General features: G+C 69.4%; 15 protein-coding genes. 5 read left to right on the forward strand and 10 right to left on the reverse strand.

The genetic code is table 11. From position 1 onward, the window contains the following. Positions 1-716 precede the first annotated feature (716 nt). Genes AB0M01_RS18460 through recQ form a run of 5 tightly spaced genes read left to right on the forward strand, consistent with a single transcriptional unit; the run spans position 717 to position 5,958 of the window. A complete protein-coding gene (locus AB0M01_RS18460) occupies positions 717-1,652 on the forward strand; it encodes a sigma-70 family RNA polymerase sigma factor (protein WP_363670864.1) in 936 nt (311 codons plus the stop codon). 55 nt (positions 1,653-1,707) lie between these two features. Further along, positions 1,708-2,757 (forward strand): class I SAM-dependent methyltransferase, encoded by a 1,050-nt coding sequence (locus tag AB0M01_RS18465; RefSeq protein ID WP_363670866.1) that lies wholly within the window; start codon positions 1,708-1,710, stop codon positions 2,755-2,757. A 44-nt stretch (positions 2,758-2,801) separates the two neighbouring features. Further along, on the forward strand, positions 2,802-3,644 hold the full coding sequence (locus tag AB0M01_RS18470) for a helix-turn-helix domain-containing protein (RefSeq protein WP_363670868.1): 843 nt from the start codon (positions 2,802-2,804) through the stop codon (positions 3,642-3,644). After that, a complete protein-coding gene (locus AB0M01_RS18475; protein WP_363670870.1) occupies positions 3,641-4,063 on the forward strand; it encodes a VOC family protein in 423 nt (140 codons plus the stop codon). The genes AB0M01_RS18470 and AB0M01_RS18475 overlap by 4 nt, the downstream gene beginning before the upstream one ends. A gap of 47 nt (positions 4,064-4,110) precedes the next feature. After that, on the forward strand, positions 4,111-5,958 hold the full coding sequence (gene recQ / locus AB0M01_RS18480; RefSeq protein WP_363670872.1) for a DNA helicase RecQ: 1,848 nt from the start codon (positions 4,111-4,113) through the stop codon (positions 5,956-5,958). Positions 5,959-5,991: 33 nt separating this feature from the next. Here the strand turns inward: recQ and AB0M01_RS18485 are convergent, their stop codons facing one another. The 10 genes from AB0M01_RS18485 to AB0M01_RS18530 form a co-directional block, all read right to left on the reverse strand. Beyond that, positions 5,992-7,170, reverse strand: a complete 1,179-nt coding sequence (locus tag AB0M01_RS18485; protein WP_363670874.1) for a serine hydrolase — start codon at positions 7,168-7,170, stop codon at positions 5,992-5,994. A gap of 42 nt (positions 7,171-7,212) precedes the next feature. Continuing rightward, entirely contained in the window at positions 7,213-8,076 is an 864-nt protein-coding gene (locus AB0M01_RS18490) for a LysR substrate-binding domain-containing protein (RefSeq protein WP_363670876.1), read from the reverse strand. An 85-nt stretch (positions 8,077-8,161) separates the two neighbouring features. Then, a complete protein-coding gene (locus AB0M01_RS18495) occupies positions 8,162-8,533 on the reverse strand; it encodes a VOC family protein (protein ID WP_363670878.1) in 372 nt (123 codons plus the stop codon). 135 nt (positions 8,534-8,668) lie between these two features. Continuing rightward, positions 8,669-10,510, reverse strand: coding sequence for a DUF3352 domain-containing protein (locus AB0M01_RS18500; RefSeq protein ID WP_363670880.1), 1,842 nt, complete (start codon positions 10,508-10,510; stop codon positions 8,669-8,671). A gap of 46 nt (positions 10,511-10,556) precedes the next feature. Next, positions 10,557-11,063 (reverse strand): hypothetical protein, encoded by a 507-nt coding sequence (locus tag AB0M01_RS18505; protein ID WP_363670882.1) that lies wholly within the window; start codon positions 11,061-11,063, stop codon positions 10,557-10,559. A gap of 225 nt (positions 11,064-11,288) precedes the next feature. Next, positions 11,289-14,837: a DNA polymerase III subunit alpha gene (gene dnaE, locus AB0M01_RS18510; protein ID WP_363670884.1), complete on the reverse strand. Its 3,549-nt coding sequence runs from the start codon at positions 14,835-14,837 to the stop codon at positions 11,289-11,291. A 137-nt stretch (positions 14,838-14,974) separates the two neighbouring features. Continuing rightward, a complete protein-coding gene (locus AB0M01_RS18515) occupies positions 14,975-15,607 on the reverse strand; it encodes a Type 1 glutamine amidotransferase-like domain-containing protein (protein ID WP_363670886.1) in 633 nt (210 codons plus the stop codon). After that, a complete protein-coding gene (locus AB0M01_RS18520) occupies positions 15,604-16,512 on the reverse strand; it encodes an RluA family pseudouridine synthase (protein WP_363671586.1) in 909 nt (302 codons plus the stop codon). Before AB0M01_RS18520 ends, AB0M01_RS18515 begins: the two co-directional genes overlap by 4 nt. 17 nt (positions 16,513-16,529) lie before the next feature. Then, positions 16,530-17,288, reverse strand: a complete 759-nt coding sequence (gene lspA, locus AB0M01_RS18525) for a signal peptidase II (protein WP_363670888.1) — start codon at positions 17,286-17,288, stop codon at positions 16,530-16,532. Then, on the reverse strand, positions 17,261-17,713 hold the full coding sequence (locus AB0M01_RS18530; RefSeq protein ID WP_363670891.1) for a TraR/DksA C4-type zinc finger protein: 453 nt from the start codon (positions 17,711-17,713) through the stop codon (positions 17,261-17,263). Before AB0M01_RS18530 ends, lspA begins: the two co-directional genes overlap by 28 nt. Between the last annotated feature and the right edge of the window lie 513 nt (positions 17,714-18,226).

Genomic DNA, 18,226 nt, shown 5'->3' on the forward strand with positions numbered 1-18,226 from the left:
ACTCCGCACCCCACCCATCGCCCGCGATCCCAGCCGACAGGTTCCCGCGCCCCCAGCCGACACGTCCCCGCGACCCCCACCGACACGTCCCCGCGCCCCCACCCGACACGCCCCGGCAGAGGCCACTTCCCCAACTCAGCCGACTCCGGCCGGCAGCAAGTCGGCTCGCACGGAAAGGTGGAGGCATGCGGCAGGCAGTCGGCGGCGAACCGGGCGCTGCGTGTCCCGTGGGTGAAAGGTGGTGCACAGTGCCGGTGCGGCGGGTGGATCGGCTGGGCAGCGGAAAGCCGACAACCACTCGGAGACCGCTGCCACGCTGCGGGCCTCAGGCGGTGCGATGGCTCAGGCGAGTACGCGGCTCTGGGCCCGGGCAGTCCGCGGGGCCCGCCAGCCTGCACCCCGTGACACGGCTCGGCCGACGGAGCGGTGTGACTCGGCGAACGGCGCGATGTGGCTCGCCAGACGGTGCGGCATCGCTCGGCACACGGCAGTAGTACGCGGCTCGACGGCCTGTAACCCATGGCACGCCTCGGCGGAATGCGGGTGTCGCGCAGTGGGCGGCGAACGGCGGTGTGCGGATCGGCGGTCGTCCGGCGGGACTGTGGGCCAGCCCGCGGGCCACGGCCGGCGGGCAGCGCATGACCAGGCTCGGCGGACCGCGGCGGGAAGTTGCCAGGGCTGGGGGTGGCGCCGGAAGTGGTCGGTATGTTGGGTTCGTGGAGTCTGATGCTGAGCTCGTGGTGGCGGCTCAGGCTGGGGTGGTGGGGGCGCTTGGCGTGCTGCTGGGGCGGCATCGGGCTCGGATGACTGCGGTGGCGGTGCAGGTGGTGGGGTTCGGGCCGGATGCCGAGGACGCCGTGCAGGAGGCGATGGCTGTCGCGCTGGCGCGGATCGGGGACGTGCGGGATCCCGCGAGCGTGGGGGCTTGGTTGCGGACGGTGGTGCGGAATGCTTGCCGGATGCAACTGCGGGGGCGGCGGACCGTGGCGCTCGACGAGCTCCGGGCGGTGAGTCTGGTTTCGGGTGAGCCGGATCCTGCTGAGGTGCTCGAGGGGCATGTGGCGCGGGACTGGGTTTGGCATGCGCTGGAGCAGTTGTCGCCGCCGTTGCGGCTGGTGATGATCTTGCGGTACTTCACCGGCGTCACGACGTACCAGGAGATTGCTGAGCTGTGTGGGGTTCCGGTGGGGACTGTGCGGAGTCGGTTGTCCGAAGGGCGCGCGAAGCTGACGAGGAGTCTGCTGGCGACGGCGGATGCCTCGTACGACGATGTCTCGGCGCTGGCGGCGCAGCGGTGGCGGGAGGTCGCGGGGATGCTGGAAGCGACCGAGCGTGGTGAACTGCAGGCGGTGCTGGACGAACAGTGGGCGGCGGATGCGCAGTTCGTCTGGTCGCGGCAGCGCCGGACGATCGGGCTCGACCACTTCGTGCGCGGGATGTACCAGGACATCGAGGACGGCGTCCGGGGTCGGGTGACGAACGTGCTCGCGTCGGGTGACCTGACGGTGAGCGAGATCGAGCTGATCAACCCGGCGGACGATCCGTTCCACTGCCCGCCCGCCGTCGTGTGGGTGCAGGAGCACCACGCCGGGCGGATTCAGCGATGCCGGTTGTTCCACGCGGACCGGCCGACTCAGGAAGCCGCGGCGTGACGCAGGACACAGCAGGGTGCTTCGAACTTCCCGAACCGTCCTGCATCTTGTCCGTGTGAGCACATTTGACGAAGCCGTAACGGCACTTGACGCAGCAGCGGCGGGCCCGCTCGACCGGTTCGCACTCGCGAGCACCGCGCGCGACCAGGTGGAGGGCTGGGTGAACGGCGCCCAGGTCCTGACCCTGCTGACGACGCTGCGGGATCGCGGATGGACGCAGTTCCTCCTCGAGCGCCGCACGCCGGCCGAGCTGGAGGAGTTCTCCGGCCTGCCCTCCGGAAGGGTGGCCGACATTCTGGTCGTCCTCGAGGCGCACGGCATCGTCGCGCAGGCCGACGGCCACGTGCAGCTGAGCGCGTCGTTCGAGGCGCTGGCTGCTGCCGACGCGTGGATCGGACTCGATGATCTGCTCGACCGCTCGGAGCTGATGTCGCGGCTGACGCGGACGGCTGCCGAGGAGCCCGGGCCGCTGCCGCTGAGCGAGCCGGACGCGCTCGTGATCGCGCGGGCCGCGGGTGGAGCGGCGGGTGCGGTGACGAAGGCGCTGTACGAGCAGATCTTCGTTCCGCAGCTGCCTGAGCTGAGCGAGGCGCTGAAGGCCGGGGCCTGGCTCGATGTCGGCTGTGGGGTCGCCTGCGCGACGCTCACGCTGTCGTCGATGTTCCCGGAGATGGAGGGCGTCGCGATCGAGCTGGTGCCGACAGTCGCTGCCGAGACCGTACGACGGGCCGAGGCGTTCGGCGTGACCGATCGGATCGACATCCGGGTGATGGACGCGCGCGAACTGGACGAGCCGGACCGGTTCGCCGGGGCGTTCTGGGCGCAGCCGTTCTTCCCGGAGCAGACGCGGGCGGAGACGCTCGCGATGCTGTTGCGGTCGCTGAAGCCTGGTGGGGTGCTGTTCATCCAGGAGATGGAGCCGCAACCGGACGAGGCCGAGCGGGCGGCGTACACACTGCGCAGGCTGATCTCCGAAGGGTGGGGCGTGCCGTTCGGCCGTACGGCGGAGCAGCTCGCCGACGAGGCGAAGGCTGCCGGGTTCGCGATCGACCGGATCGCCCAGACCGACTTCGGCCGCCTGGTGGTCGCCAGCCGCCCAGCCTGAGCGAGAAGGGAGCTTTTGTCAGCGGCGCGTTCTAGCCTGGAGCGGTGGAGGACTTCGAGCTGCGCGGGCGCACGGTGCACCCTGCGCTGCGCCCGTACCTCGACGCCATGGCCGGCTACGCCTACCGCGGCGAGCCGCCCGAGCTGCACCGGGGACTCCCCTCGCGCTCGCTGACCGTCGTGATCACGCTCGACGAACCCATCGGCATCGCCTGGCCGGACAGCCCGACGCAGAAGTTCGACACGCTCGCAGGCGGTCTGCACTCCACCGCGGTCCGGATCGGCCAGTCCCCCAATCAGGCCGGGATCCAGCTCGCGCTCACTCCGGCGGGCAGCCGCGCGCTGCTCGGCCTCCCACCAGGCGAACTGGCCTCGCTCGTCGTCCCGCTCGACGATGTCCTGGGCAGGCCGGCCCGCGAGCTCACCGAACAACTGCGCGAAACGCCCAACTGGAGCGAGCGGTTCACGATCGTGGAGCAACTGCTGCTGCAGGCCTGGCGAGACGAACCGGTCCCCCAGCCCCGCGCCGAGATCAGCTGGGCGTGGAAGCGGCTCGCGCAGACCAGCGGCGGCGTCGGCGTACAGGACCTGGCGACCGAGGTCGGCTGGGGCCGGCGGCATCTGACCGAACGCTTCCGCCAGGAGTACGGCCTCGCGCCCAAGGTCGCGGCGCGGGTGATGCGGTTCGAGCAGGCCGTACAGCGGTTGAAGCGCTCGCCGCGGACCAAGCTCGCCGACCTGGCCGCCGATCTCGGGTACGCCGACCAGGCGCACCTGTCGCGGGAGTGGAACGCGCTGGCCGGCTGCTCGCCGCGGCAGTGGATCGCCGAAGAGCTCCCATACGTTCAAGACGAACCTCCGGTGCAGAAGACAGAGTCGGGGGTATGAACACGACACAGAGCACTGCGCGGATCGGCGTCTGGCCGACGCTGATCTACCGCGACGGTCAGGCCGCACTGAAGTTCCTCACCGAAGGACTCGGGTTCACGCTGGTCGCCTCCTACCCCGGCGTCGCCGAGGGCTCGATCGCGCACGCCGAACTGCTGTGGCCGCACGGTGGTGGGGTGATGGTCAGCTCGGTCGACCGCAACGCCGAACCCAACGAGTTCGACCGGTTCGCCGACCAGGCACAAGGAAATTACCTCGTTCACGACGATCCGGATTCCCTTTGTCCACAGGCGATCGCGGCCGGTGCGAAGGTGCTGCGCGAGCTGCGCGACGAGGACCACGGATCGCGCGGGTTCGCCGTCCTCGACCCCGAGGGCAACGTCTGGAGCGTCGGTACCTACGCCGGCGAGGCCAAGTAATCCACAGGGTCCCCCCGCCGTCGTCGCGACCTCCGTAGAATCGGTGCGTGGCCGAGACAACAGCGGAACTGCCAGACTCCGAAGCCCTGCAGGTGCTGCACCGGGTGTTCGGGTACGACGCGTTCCGCGGGGAGCAGCGCGACATCATCGAGACCGTCGTCGGTGGTGGTGACGCGCTCGTCCTGATGCCGACCGGTGGCGGCAAGTCGCTGTGCTACCAGATCCCCGCGCTGGTCAGGTCCGGGGTCGGGGTGGTGATCTCGCCGCTGATCGCGCTGATGCAGGACCAGGTCGACGCGCTCACCGCGCTCGGTGTCCGGGCCGGCTTCCTGAACTCGACGCAGGACTTCGAGCAGCGCCGCGAGGTCGAGCAGGCCTTCCTGGCCGGCGATCTCGACCTGCTCTACCTGGCGCCCGAGCGGCTCCGGGTCGAGGGCACGGTCCGGCTGCTCGACCAGGGCAAGATCTCGTTGTTCGCGATCGACGAGGCGCACTGCGTGTCCCAGTGGGGGCACGACTTCCGCCCCGACTACCTGATGCTCTCCGAGCTGCACGAGCGCTGGCCCGACGTACCGCGGATCGCGCTGACCGCGACGGCGACCGAGGCCACGCACGCCGAGATCGCGACCCGGCTGAAGCTGACCGAGGCGCGGCACTTCGTCGCGAGCTTCGACCGGCCGAACATCCAGTACCGGATCGTCGGCAAGGACAACCCGCAGCGCCAGCTGCTCGACCTGCTGAAGACCGAGCACGCCGGGGACGCGGGCATCGTGTACTGCCTGTCCCGCAACAGCGTGGAGAAGACGGCGACCTTCCTGACCCAGAACGGGATCGAGGCCGTGCCGTACCACGCCGGCCTGGACAGCAGGACGCGTGCGACGAACCAGGCGCGGTTCCTGCGCGAGGACGGGCTGGTCGTGGTGGCGACGATCGCGTTCGGGATGGGGATCGACAAGCCCGACGTACGGTTCGTGGCGCACCTCGATCTACCGAAGTCCGTCGAGGGGTACTACCAGGAGACCGGGCGCGCGGGGCGTGACGGGCTGCCGTCGACGGCGTGGCTGGCGTACGGGCTGCAGGACGTGGTGCAGCAGCGGAAGATGATCGACACGTCGGAGGGTGATGCGGCGCATCGGCGGCGGCTCGGGACGCATCTCGACGCGATGCTGGCGTTGTGCGAGACCGTGCAGTGCCGCCGGGTGCAGCTGCTCGCGTACTTCGGCCAGCAGGGTGAGCCGTGCGGGAACTGCGACACCTGCCTGACGCCGCCGGAGTCGTGGGACGGGACGATCCCGGCGCAGAAGCTGCTGTCGACGGTGTACCGCTTGCAGCACGAGCGGAACCAGAAGTTCGGCGCCGGTCAGGTGATCGACATCTTGCTCGGCAAGACGACAGAGAAGGTCAAGCAGTTCCGGCACGACGACCTGAGCGTGTTCGGGATCGGGACGGAGCTGAAGGACACCGAGTGGCGCGGGGTGATCCGGCAGCTGCTGGCTCAACGGTTGCTGACGGTCGAGGGCGATTACGGGACGCTGCTGCTGACCGCTGACAGTGCCGAGGTGCTCGGGCGGCGGCGTGAGGTGATGATGCGGCGCGAGCCCGAGCGGGTCGGGCGGTCGCGGTCGTCCGGGGGTGGGTCGAAGAAGAAGGTCGTCGACCTGCCGGCCGAGGCGGCACCGGTGTTCGAGCGGCTGCGGGCCTGGCGGGCGGCGACGGCGAAGGAGCAGGGCGTTCCGGCGTACGTGATCTTCCACGACGCGACACTGCGGCAGATCGCGACGGAGCTGCCGGGGTCGCTGAGTGCGTTGGGGACGATCAGCGGGGTCGGCGAGAACAAGCTCGCGAAGTACGGCGAAGGAGTGCTGGAGGCGCTGGCCGAGCCAGAGAGCGCGTAGCGGCTCGATCGCCGGCCGGTTCAGCGAGCTCGGTCAGCGAGCGAGGAGTGGTTCGATCGCCGTGATCAGGCTGGCCGCGACCGTGTCGGGCACCTTGTTCCCGTCGGCCAGCAGGACGGCGAGTGCCAGGCGCTGGTCCGGTACGACGACCAGGATGCTCGACACGTCGGGGCTCGCGCCGCGGTGGCCGACCGCGGAGTGGATCCCGAAGGCGTTGGAGTACAGCATCGTGCCGAGACCGTACTCCCCCGCTCCGTCGGTCATCTGCCGCACCAGCTCCCCGGGGATGACCCGGCTGCCGTAGAGCTGATAACCCCACCGCGCAACGGACGGGGCGTCGGCGGCCATCCCGGCGTTCGCTGCCGACAGGCTCGCGAACGCGCGGCAAGGAGTGAATCCGTCAACAGCCCGGCCGCACACGACGTTGCGATCCTCGGCGAGCGGCGGCCGCGGCTTCTCGTGATCCTGGAACGCAGCCCGCTCCAACCCCGCGACCGTCGCCAGATCCCGGCGCAACGCGACCGCGAGCGGCTGTCCCGAGACCTTCTCGATCAACATCCCGAGCAACACGTAGCTCGGATTGCTGTAGCTGTACGCACTGTCGGGCGCGTTCGGCGCGGCCGTGGCGTACGACAGCGCTTCCTCGGCGGTCCAGTGTCTCCCCGGCGCGGCCGCGATCGCGCGGTCCACCTTGGCGTAGTCCTCGTTGCGATAGTTCGGTACGCCGGAACGCATCGCGAGATGCTGCCGCACGGTCGCGTTGTTCGCGGTCAACGGATGCTTCACGTACGCCGACAGTGGCGCGTCGAGGTCGAGCGCACCACGCTGCGCGAGCAACAGGACTTCGGCGGCAACGAAGGTCTTCGTGATGCTGGCGACGCCGAAGCTCGTGTCCGGCGTGAGCCGACTGCCCGCGGCGTCGCGACCGGCGGCACCCGACCAGCTCCACCGATCCGTCAGCACGGCGGCGGTCACACCCCGGGAGGCTGACTCGCTGTCGGGCAGCGCGGCGTACTGGCTGACGACCTTGTCGAGCACCGCCTGCAAGCTGACCGCCTTGCCCGGATCGAGCGGTGTGGTGGCCGGAGCCGGGAACTGCGTCACCGCAGCGATCGTGGGCGTCGGCGCGGGCGAACGCGCGGAACGGCCGACCCCCGGCGCACACCCCGCCAGAGCCAGCAGTACGACGAACGTCGCGATCGGCCTCCGCATTCTTCGATGGTGACGCGGCTGCCCGAGTCTGTCGACGCCGTATCAGGTCCAGCTGAGGCTCTGCGCGATCTCCGCGACGCTGCGCAGGACCGGCGCCCGCCGGCTCGCGGACCAGGCGATCGCGACCTGGTTGGGGCCGAGGTCCTCCACCGGTACGGCGACCACGTCCGCGCGGGTGTAGAAGGTTGCCGTGGACAACGGGATGATCGCGATCCCGTGACCGGCGGCGACGTGCTCGAGCTTCTCCTCCACGCTGCGGTAGTGCGGGGCGGCCGAGCGGGCGGCGCCCTTGCGGGCGGTCAGGTCGCGCCATTCGGGGACGGCGTCCGGGTCCTGGAGCAGGTCGTCCTCGGCCAGGTCGGCGATGTGGATCGCAGGCTTGCCGGCCAGGCGGTGATCCGCGGGCAGCATCGCGACGCGAGGCTCGTCGAACAACGGACGGACGGTCAGGCTGCGCTGGTCGATCGGAAGCCGCACGATGCTGAGATCGGCGCGACCGTCGTGAAGGACCTCGATCTGGTCGTCCCAGGTGGTGCGGAACAGCTCGACCGTCAGCTCGGGGCGCTCAGCCGACAGCACTCGGACCAACGGCGTGACCGTGATCCCGGGCATGAACGCGATGGTGAAGGTCCGTTCGGTGCGCGCCGCCTGGACTGCTCGGCGACGCATCGCCTCGGCCGAGGCCAGGACCGGGCGGGCATCCTCCAGCAGCTGCCGACCAGCAGGGGTCAGTTCGGTGGAGCGCTTCGTCCGAACGAACAGCTGGACCTTCAGCTCCGACTCGAGCGCACGGATCTGACGGGAGAGCACCGGCTGAGCGATGTGCAGCCGCTCGGCAGCGCGGCCGAAGTGGAGTTCCTCCGCGACGGCCACGAAGTACCGGACCTTGCGCAGGTCTACGTCCATCCGCTGTCAACCCCAGAGGCGAGCAGCCGGGCGGGCCGGGCGACCCGCCTCCACTGATACCTCCAGGGTATGACACCGCGGGCGGCTACCCCTCGAACGCGTAGAGGACGTTCCCGTCGGGGTCGCGGAAGTTCAGCATCGGCGGGACACCCGGCCAGCTGATCAGGTCGCTGGTGGAGACGCCCTGGGCGTTCAGGTCCGCGTGGGCCGCGGCGGCGTCGGAGGTGGCGAAGCGGATGCCGGTGTCGGTGCCGGCCGGGACCTCCGCGGTCGCGGGGATCAGCGCGAGGGCGGTGGCGGCACCGGGAGGGGCGACGACGATCCAGCGGCCGTTGAGCTGGGGTACCGGGGCGTCCATGTGCAGGTCGAAGCCGAGGGTCTCGACGTAGAAGGCGAGCGCGCGGTCCTGGTCGGTGACCGGGACGGCAACGGTGCTGACGGCGGTGAAGTGGTTCATCTCAGGGTTCCTTTCCGAAGAGGTGGTTCACCCTGAGGTAGAAGCCGGGCCGGGGATTTCGACATCACCGGCCACAAGAAGATGAGAGGGCCCGGACCAAGCGGTCCGGGCCCTCTCGTTCGTCGAGCGAGGCTGCTACTTGGCGACCACGCGGAGAGTGAACTCCCCGGTGCCACCGTCGGTGTGGCGGATCGTGAGGCCGGCCGAGCGCAGCGCCGCGGCGTCCTTGTTGGCCTTCAGCTCCTCGGTCAGCGAGCCGACGCCGTCGAAGTCGACGTACGCCGCCAGCACCGCACCCTTCGGGTCCGGGATCGCCTGCTTGAAGCTCTCCGACTCCCCCAGGTTGCCGCCCTTGAGGACCTTCTCGGCGTAGCTCTGGTTGGTGGAGAGCACCAGCGTCTTGTCGTCCTGGGCCTTCTCGATCGGGATGTTCAGCCGGCTGCGCTCACGCACCAGCCGCATCACCTTGTCGGCCACCGCGCTCGCCTTGGCCGGATCGGTCTCCGACTTGATCGCGATCTGCGGGCCCTGGTCGCCGCCGTCCCGGTCGATCGCGACCGCGAAGTTCTTGCCCAGCAGCGTCTTCAGGTCGTCCGGCAGGACGAGCCCGTACTGGTCGGTGAAGCCCGAGGTCAGGTCCTCGATGTCGAGACCGCTCGACTTCTTCAGCTGCTCCCAGGCCGTGTCGACCAGCTCCGAACCACCCGAGACGGCCAGGCCACCGGCCGAGCTCTCCGGCAGCTTCGCCAGCGTGTCCCCAGCGTCGGCAGCACCCGTCTTCACGGTCTGGTCGCTGCGGACGACACCCTTCAGCTCGACGTAGTTCGCGTCGAAGCGCAGCGCCGCGGCCATCGAACCGGCCGGGAGCGCCTTGCGCTGCTCCTCGGTCAGCTTGCGGTCGCTGATCAGCGCCAGCCCGGCGGTGTCGGCCCAGAACGACGCGAAGCCCTGCTCGCCGAGCGCCGACATGTCGCCGTCGAACTTCGAGTTCTCGCTCAGCGGGCTGTCCTTGGCCGTCGACGCGGCCGAGTCGACCAGCGCCTGGTTCTCACCGAGCAGCACGTAGCCGTCGGTGAACACCCGGCCCGGCTTCTCCGTCTCGTTGGCGAACAGCTTGTCCAGGCCGGTGTTGGCCTTGTCCTCGCTCTTCACCTGGACGGCGACCACGACGTCCGGCGTCTTGCTGTCCCCCGCCGGCGGGAGCGCGGCCAGCCCGGCCCGGTCCCCGAGCCACGGCTTGACGTCCTTCTCGAAGTCGACGTCGGCCAGGTCGTCGCCGGCCTCCTTCTTCAGCAGGTCGAACAGCTTCTGCCGCAGGTCGTCGTTGTCGCTGGTGAGACCGATCCGCTCCTTCGCGGACGGGAACTTCATCAGGTACCGCAGCGCCGCGACGCGCTGACCGGCCGACGGGTTCAGGTCGATCCGGGCGTAGGCGACTGCCGTACCGGGCAGCACCTCGGCCGGCTGACCGCCGCCGCCGTTGAGCCGCGCGTAGGCGAACAGGCCACCGCCACCGAGCACGGCGAGCACCGCCACGACGGCGACCAGCGGGATCCACTTGTTGCGCCGCTTCGGCGGCTCGGGCTGCCACTGCTGGGCCTGGCCGTAGCCGGGGCCGTACGGCGGCTGGCCGCCGTCACCCTGCGGGCCGCCGTACTGCGGCTGCCCGTACTGGGGTGCGGCGGGTGCGCCGTACTGCGGCTGCTGCTGGCCGTACTGCGGCTGTCCCTGGTACGGCGGCTGCCCCTGCTGGTACGGCGGCTGTCCGCCCTGCTGCGGCGGTTGGCCCTGCTGGTACGACGGCCCGCCCTGCTGCGGCGGCTGTCCACCGCCCTGCGGCCAGAGCCCTTGGTTGCCCTGAGCACCGAACTGGTCGCTCTGGGTCCCCGGAGCGGGGTACGGGGCGTTCGGGTTCGGGTGGCCGCCGGGTGCACCGGGGTGGTGCGGGTAGACCGGCGGATTGGTCTGGTCGGACATCGTGCCCCCTCGCGTCACCGGTGAGATGCCACCGGGCCGGAACAGGCTATTTCACCTGCGCCGGGGATTCTGACGCGGAAGATACCGATGTGGTTGCAACTGGTTCCGCGCGCCAGGTGAGCGCGGAGATGATCGCGGCCGCGAGGGCGGCGCCGACGAGCCAGGAAGCGAGTGGCGTCCAGGTGTGCAGCTCGAGCGGGGCGGCGAGGAGGTCGCCGGGCTTGGCCGCCTGGAGGCGCGGGTCGAGCGGGTCGTGCCCGAGCAGCATGCCGACGCCCCAGGCGACGGCCGAGCCGACGACCGAGCCGACACAGACGACGGCGACCGCCCACGGTCCGTAGTCGCGCAGCCACCAGAAGAGCGCGGCGCCGAGCACGAGCGCGGTGAGGAACCCGATCGCGACGAACATGCCGTCGGGGCCGAACACCCGGGTCATCTGCTCCTCGCCGAGGGACCCGCCGTTCTCGTCGATCGTGTACTGCGCGAGCGGCGCGTACTGCTGCCAGGCCCATCCGGCGATCGCACCGGCGACGAGGAACACGGCGACGGTCACCGCGATCGCCCGGCTCCACGGAAGCTTGGGAGCGGGCTCAGGAGCAGCCCCGAAAGACCCGCCAAAAGCTCGAGGAGCATACGGACCACTCGAACCGGAGTACACCGGACCAGGCTGCGGCTGGTGGGACCAGGGCCCTTCGGGGGTCGGTCCGGTGTTGTCGGGTGGTGGCTGGGTCACGGGGACAGTGTGACGTACCGGGTCAATGCTCTCGGTCATCGGGCGTCAGCCGGCCAGGCAGGACGGGCCGAGGAGGGCCTTGAGGTCGGCCATCAGCGACGACGTCGGGGTGACGCGGAAGCGGTCACCGATGCGCATCACCGTGGTCTTCTGCCGGGCCTGCAGGCGGAGCTGGACCTCCGTCATGCCGGGGTGGGACTGCAGCACGTCGCGGAGCTGGTCGACGACCGGCGGGGTGCAGCGGTTCACCGGCATCGTGATCACCACCGGGCCGCTCGGGCCCTCGGTCAGGTCGGGGACGCTGACCTCGGAGCCGCTCAGCTCGAGGCGGTCCTCACGGCGGCGGACCCGGCCCTTCATCAGGATGATCGCGTCGTTGGTGAGCAGGTGCGCCGACAGCTGGTACGCCGAGGAGAACATCATCACCTCGATCGAACCTTCGAGGTCCTCCATCGTGACGATCGCGTAGATGTCGCCGCGCTTGTTGACCTTGCGCTGCACCGCGGTGACCAGACCGCCGATGGTGACCTGGCTGCCGTCAGGGCGGTCCTCGTCGGCGAGCAGCTGACCGATCGTGCAGTCGGTGCCGTTGGTGAGCACGTGCTCGACGCCGAACAGCGGGTGGTCGGACACGTACAGACCCAGCATGTCGCGCTCGTGCGCCAGCTTGGTCGCCTTGTCCCACTCCTCGATCTCCGGGACGCGCACGGTCAGCCGGCTGTTGCCGTCGGCGGAGTCGGCCTCGTCGTCGCCCATCGAGAACAGGTCGAACTGGCCGTGCGCCTCGTTGCGCTTCAGGTCGATCGCCTCGTCGACGGCCTGCTCGTGCACCGCGACGACCGCGCGCCGGGCGTGGTTCATCGAGTCGAACGAACCGGCCTTGGCCAGCGACTCGATGACGCGCTTGTTGCAGACCGGCAGCGGCACCTTGTCGATGAAGTCGACGAAGTCGGTGAACCGGCCCTCGGACTCGCGCGCGGAGACGATCTCGGCCACCACGTTGACGCCGACGTTGCGGATCGCCGACAGCCCGAAGCGGATGTCGGTACCGACCGGGGTGAAGTTCGAGTCGGACTCGTTGACGTCCGGCGGCAGCACCTTGATGCCCATCCGGCGGCACTCGTTGAGGTAGATGGCCATCTTGTCCTTGTCGTCCTTGACGGACGTCAGCACCGCGGCCATGTACTCGGCGGGGTAGTTCGCCTTCAGGTAGGCGGTCCAGTACGAGACCAGCCCGTACGCCGCCGAGTGCGCCTTGTTGAACGCGTAGTCGGAGAACGGGAGCAGGATGTCCCACAGCGCCTTGATCGACTCCTTGGAGAAGCCGTTGGACTCCATGCCCGCGGCGAAGCCGACGTACTCCGCGTCCAGCACCTCGCGCTTCTTCTTGCCCATCGCCCGGCGGAGCAGGTCCGCCTTGCCCAGCGAGTAGCCGGCCAGGCGCTGGGCGATCTCCATCACCTGCTCCTGGTACACGATCAGGCCGTAGGTGATCCCGAGGACCGGCTCCAGGGCTTCGGCCAGCTCCGGGTGCGGGTAGCTGACCTCCTGCTGCTTGTTCTTGCGCAGGGCGTAGTTGGTGTGGCTGTTCGCGCCCATCGGGCCGGGGCGGTAGAGCGCGCCGACCGCGGAGATGTCCTCGAAGTTGTCCGGCTTCATCAGCCGCAGCAGCGCCCGCATCGGGCCGCCGTCGAACTGGAACACGCCGAGCGTGTCACCGCGGCCGAGCAGCTCGAAGGTGGGCTTGTCGTCCAGGGTCTCGCTGAGCCCGTCCAGGTCGAGCTTGATGCCGCGGCTGGCCTCCACGTTCTTGACCGCGTCGTCCATGATGGTCAGGTTCCGCAGGCCCAGGAAGTCCATCTTGACCAGGCCGAGCGTCTCGCAGCTCGGGTAGTCGAACTGGGTGATGACCTGGCCGTCCTGCTCGCGGCGCATGATCGGGATCAGCTCGATCAGCGGCTCCGAGGACATGATCACGCCGGCCGCGTGCACACCCCACTGGCGCTTCAGGTTCTCCAGGCCGCGGGCGGTGTCGACGATCTTGCGGACATCCTGGTCGGACTCGTACAGCTGCCGGAACTCGCCGGCCTCGGAGTACCGCTTGTGCTGGGAGTCGAAGATCCCGGACAGCGGGATGTCCTTGCCCATCACCGACGGCGGCATCGCCTTGGTGATCCGGTCACCCATCGCGAACGGGTAGTCGAGCACCCGGCCGGCGTCCTTGATCGCCTGCTTGGCCTTGATCGTTCCGTAGGTGACGATCATCGCGACCCGGTCGTCGCCGTACTTCTCGGTGACGTAGCGGATCACCTCGGGGCGGCGGCGGTCGTCGAAGTCGATGTCGAAGTCGGGCATCGACATGCGTTCGGGGTTCAGGAAGCGCTCGAAGATCAGGCCGTGCTGGAGCGGGTCCAGGTCGGTGATCCGCATCGCGTACGCGCACATCGAACCGGCACCGGAACCACGGCCCGGGCCGACCCGGATGCCGTGCTCCTTGGCCCAGTTGATGAAGTCGGCGACGACCAGGAAATAGCCGGCGTACCCCTTCGAGGTGATCACCTCGATCTCGTACTCCGCCTGCTTGCGGACGTGGTCCGGGACGCCGGCCGGGTAGCGCTTGTGCAGGCCGGTCTCGACCTCGGCGACGAACCAGGACTCCTCGTTGTGGCCGTCCGGGCAGGGGAAGCGCGGCATGAACCGGCCCTCCCCCTCGGTGAAGCTGACGTCGCACTGCTCGGCGATCAGCAGCGTGTTGTCGCAGGCCTCCGGGTAGTCCTTCCAGACCTCGCGCATCTCGGCGGCGGTCTTCACGTAGAACTCGTTGGCGTCGAACTTGAACCGGTTCGGGTCGGACAGCGTCGAGCCGGACTGCACGCACAGCAGCGCCGCGTGGGCGACCGAGTCCTCCGGCCTGGTGTAGTGCAGGTCGTTGGTCGCGACCAGCGGCAGGCCGAGCTCCTTGGCCAGCCTCAGCAGGTCGCCCTGGATGTTGCGCTCGATGCCGAGGCCGTGGTCCATCAGCTCGCAGTAGTAGTTCTCCGCGCCGAAGATGTCGCGGAACTCCGAGGCGGCCTCGACGGCCTCCTTGTACTGGCCGAGCCGGAGCCGGGTCTGCACCTCGCCGGACGGGCAGCCGGTGGTCGCGATCAGGCCCTTGCCGTAGGTGTTCAGCAGGTCGCGGTCCATCCGGGGCTTGAAGTAGTACCCCTCGAGGCTGGCCAGCGAGCTCATCTTGAACAGGTTGTGCATACCGGAGGTGTTCTTGGCCAGCAGCGTCATGTGCGTGTACGCACCCGAGCCGGAGACGTCGTCGCGGCCGGAGTTCGCGTCACCCCACTTGACCCGCTTGCGCTCGCTGCGGTGCGTGTGCGGGGTCAGGTAGGCCTCGACGCCGATGATCGGCTTGACGTCGTACTTCTTGGCGGTCTTCCAGAACTCGTACGCACCGAACACGTAGCCGTGGTCGGTGGTCGCGATCGCCGGCTGGCCCATCTCCTGGGCGGTTTTGAACAACTCGTCGATCCGCGCGGCGCCGTCCAGCATGGAGTACTCGGTGTGCACGTGTAGATGCACGAAACTGTCGCTGGACGCCATGTCTGCGCAGACCTCCCAGGGCGTTGGTGAGCGGAACGAGGATCAGGTTACGCGGGCCCGTGGACAGTTCTGACGTGCCCTCGCCGGAGCCCTCGAAAGTCCTCGGCGAATCGCCCGGTATCCGGTCACGACAGGCCTCAGACGAGCTCGCGGGAGTCGCCGTCGATGACCAGTGCCTGGCCGTCGCGGAGGCCGACGTACGGTACGCCGGTGCGCTCGTACAGGTCGCGGACCTTGTCGATCAGGTCGGTCTCGGGGTGGCCGGGTGAGTCGAGGTGCGGGACGAAGGCCTCGTCGATCAGGCCGAGGCCGTCCCACAGCACCTCGTCGACGACCGCGGAGTCGTCGCACAGCTCCAGGCCGCGCAGGCTCGGGGCGAGGACGCAGCCGCCGGCGCTGTAGCCGGCGTAGACGAGCTGCTCGGAGCGGATCAGCTCCGGGAGAACTTGGTCGAGGCCGCTGCGAGCCATCGCGGTCCGGAGGGTGAAGACGTTGCCGCCGCGGACCCACAACCCGTCGAACTGGCTGAGGAGGGCGGGGAGGTCGGGAGCGGTCTTCGCCGGCGCGAAGTCCCGCAGGTCGATCTCCGTCGGCAGCAGGCCCAGCTCGACCAGCCAGCGGTGCTCGGCGCGGACCTTCTCCTCGCGTTCGACCGGCTCGACGATGTCGATCGCGTTGCAGATCACGCCGATCCGCGCCCGCGGCGGCAGCATCGCGACCCAGCGCTCCGGGTGGTCGCCCAGGCGGAACGACGACAGGTAGAGCTTCACGGGGTGTCGACGAGCCGATCGAGGGCCTGGTCGAGGTCGTCGGGGTACTCCGAGGTGAACTCGACGTACTCCCCCGATCCCGGGTGCGTGAAGCCGAGGCGCATCGCGTGCAGCCACTGCCGCGTCAGCTGCAGCTTCTCCGCGAGCACCGGGTCGGCGCCGTACGTGAGATCGCCGCAGCACGGGTGACCGATGGCGGACATGTGGACGCGGATCTGGTGCGTCCGGCCGGTCTCCAGCGTGATCTCCAGCAGCGTGCCGTACCGGAAGGCCTCAAGCGTCTCGTAGTGCGTGACGCTCGGCTTGCCGCCGGCCACGACGCCGAACTTGTAGTCGTGGTGCGGGTGCCGGTCGATCGGCGCGTCCACGGTGCCGGTGAACGGGTCCGGGTGTCCCTGGACCAGCGCGTGGTAGATCTTCTTGACCGTGCGCTCCTTGAAGGCCCGCTTCAGGACGGTGTAGCTGTACTCCGTCTTCGCCACGACCATCAGCCCGGACGTCCCGACGTCGAGCCGGTGCACGATGCCCTTGCGCTCGGCCGCGCCGCTGGTCGAGATGCTGAAGCCGGCTCCGGCCAGGTGCCCGATCACGGTCGGGCCGGTCCAGCCCGGGGACGGGTGCGCGGCGACGCCGACCGGCTTGTCGACCACGACGATCTCGTCGTCGTCGTGCACGATCCGCAGGTTGTCCACCGTCTCCGGTACGACGGTGACCTCGCCCGGAGGCGGCGGCAGCTCGACGTCGAGCATCACGCCGGCCGCGACCCGGGCCGACTTGGCCGCGGTCGCGCCGTCGACCTGGACCAGGCCGGACTCGATCAGCTCGGCGGCCTTGGTCCGGGAGACGCCGAACAGGCGCGACAGCGCCGCGTCCAGGCGCTCGCCGGCCAGGCCGTCGGGCACCATCACGGTCCGCGAGTCGCTCACTTGCCGCTCACGTCCTTGGTGCCGTCGAGCTTGATGCCGCGCAGGGTCTGGATCACCAGCAGGATCGCGGCCGAGGTGACGGCCATGTCGGCGACGTTGAAGATCGCCCAGTGCGGGGTCTGCAGGAAGTCGACGACGTGGCCGTGGAACGGCGACGGCTCGCGGAAGATCCGGTCGGTGATGTTGCCGACGGCGCCGCCGAAGAGCAGGCCGAACGCGACCGCCCAGCCGGCCGAGCCGAGGCGGCGGGACAGGTAGATGACGCCGAGCGCGACGGCGATCTGGATGGTGCTGATCACCGGGGTGAAGTCGGAGCCGAGGCTGAACGCGGCGCCGGGGTTGCGGATCAGGTTGAACTTGAGCAGCTCACCGATCACGTTCACCGGCTCACCGGGGGTGAGGTGGTGCAGCGCGAGCATCTTGGTGAGCTGGTCGAGGCCGAGGATCAGCAGGCCGACGACGGCGAAGACGATCGTGAGTCGCCAGGACCGGGGTTTGGCCGGAGTTGCTTCGGTGGCAACTACTTGGTCTGTCTCGCCGGCATCGGTGGCGAGCTGAGGCTGGTCTGTCTCGCCGGCGTCCGCGGCGGTGGCGACCGCTTGGTCTGTCTCGGGGGCGGGCTGAGCCGCCTCAGCGTCCGGAGACGACGGAGAACCGGCCGACGAGGCGTCGGCCGGTTCCGTTGGGTCGTTGGCGTCCCCTGACGGGTGGGACGACTGGTCCTGGCTCAGCGGCGTTCTTCGCGTTCTTTGCATGACACGCACAGTGTCGCACGCGGGAACGCCTGCAGCCGTCCCTTGCCGATCGCCTTGCCGCAGCTCTCGCAGACGCCGTACGTGCCGTCGTCGATCCGGGCCAGCGCCCGCTCGATCTGGTCCAGCATGTCCCGGGCGTTGTTGGCCAGCGACATCTCGTGGTCGCGCTCGAGCGTCGTCGAGCCGACGTCGGCCTGGTCGTTGCCCGCGCCGTCGCCGCCGTCGCGGAGCAGGCCGACGATCTCCTGCTCGGCGTCGCGGATCTCCTCCTTGAGGTGCAGCACGTCCGCCTCGAGCTCACCGCGCAGCTCGGTCAGCTCGGCCGCGGTCCACGGGTTCTCCCCGTCACGGACGGTCAGGTTCTCGGCTTTCTTGGGCGACTTGGCCGGCGCCGTTGCCGGGGTCCTGTTCTCGTTCGTCTTCATGGCCACCCTCTTCGTCGGAGCTTTCCTGGCAGGGGTTTTCGAGGCGGCCTTCTTGGCCGGCTCGTTGGCGGTCGCGGCACTCTTCTCGGCCGCGGCGGTGCGTTTTCCGGGGGCGGACTTCTTTGCCGATGTAGCCATCCTTCGACTACCCCCTGCCTTCGTCGGAGACTGAAGCGGACTGGTCGCAAGACAGTAGGCCACGTGGGCGCCACGTGCCAGCCCGACGCGCAGACCGTGGACATACGGTAGTCGCTTCTTCAAGCCCGCTCGACGCGTCCCGCGCGTCCTGAGATGTCACAGCCCTGTCTCACCTCCCCCGCCAGGCAGCATTGTCACCGCAGTACCCGCCTCTGACCAGCCATTAACGATTAGTGGCCGTCCGGTTCTGAGTCGTACACTGCAAACGCCACCGCAAGGCAGTGATGGGGCTATCACCCCGGAGCCGCCGGAAGAACGGTCTCCGGACCTACTAGACCCGGCAGCGGAGCGCAACGAAGTGGGTGACGGCGAGTC

Origin of the sequence: Kribbella sp. NPDC051770, assembly GCF_040681455.1 — a bacterium.
Classification (GTDB): domain Bacteria; phylum Actinomycetota; class Actinomycetes; order Propionibacteriales; family Kribbellaceae; genus Kribbella.

Excerpts from the sequence above, each read along its gene's own strand:
- AB0M01_RS18475 (WP_363670870.1), top strand. The coding sequence starts at position 3,641 with ATGAACACGACACAGAGCACTGCGCGGATCGGCGTCTGGCCGACGCTG.
- lspA (WP_363670888.1), bottom strand. The coding sequence starts at position 17,288 with ATGCAAAGAACGCGAAGAACGCCGCTGAGCCAGGACCAGTCGTCCCAC.
- AB0M01_RS18485 (WP_363670874.1), bottom strand. The coding sequence starts at position 7,170 with ATGCGGAGGCCGATCGCGACGTTCGTCGTACTGCTGGCTCTGGCGGGG.
- AB0M01_RS18500 (WP_363670880.1), bottom strand. The coding sequence starts at position 10,510 with ATGTCCGACCAGACCAATCCGCCGGTCTACCCGCACCACCCCGGTGCA.
- dnaE (WP_363670884.1), bottom strand. The coding sequence starts at position 14,837 with ATGGCGTCCAGCGACAGTTTCGTGCATCTACACGTGCACACCGAGTAC.
- AB0M01_RS18520 (WP_363671586.1), bottom strand. The coding sequence starts at position 16,512 with ATGGTGCCCGACGGCCTGGCCGGCGAGCGCCTGGACGCGGCGCTGTCG.
- AB0M01_RS18530 (WP_363670891.1), bottom strand. The coding sequence starts at position 17,713 with ATGAAGACGAACGAGAACAGGACCCCGGCAACGGCGCCGGCCAAGTCG.
- AB0M01_RS18490 (WP_363670876.1), bottom strand. The coding sequence starts at position 8,076 with ATGGACGTAGACCTGCGCAAGGTCCGGTACTTCGTGGCCGTCGCGGAG.
- AB0M01_RS18495 (WP_363670878.1), bottom strand. The coding sequence starts at position 8,533 with ATGAACCACTTCACCGCCGTCAGCACCGTTGCCGTCCCGGTCACCGAC.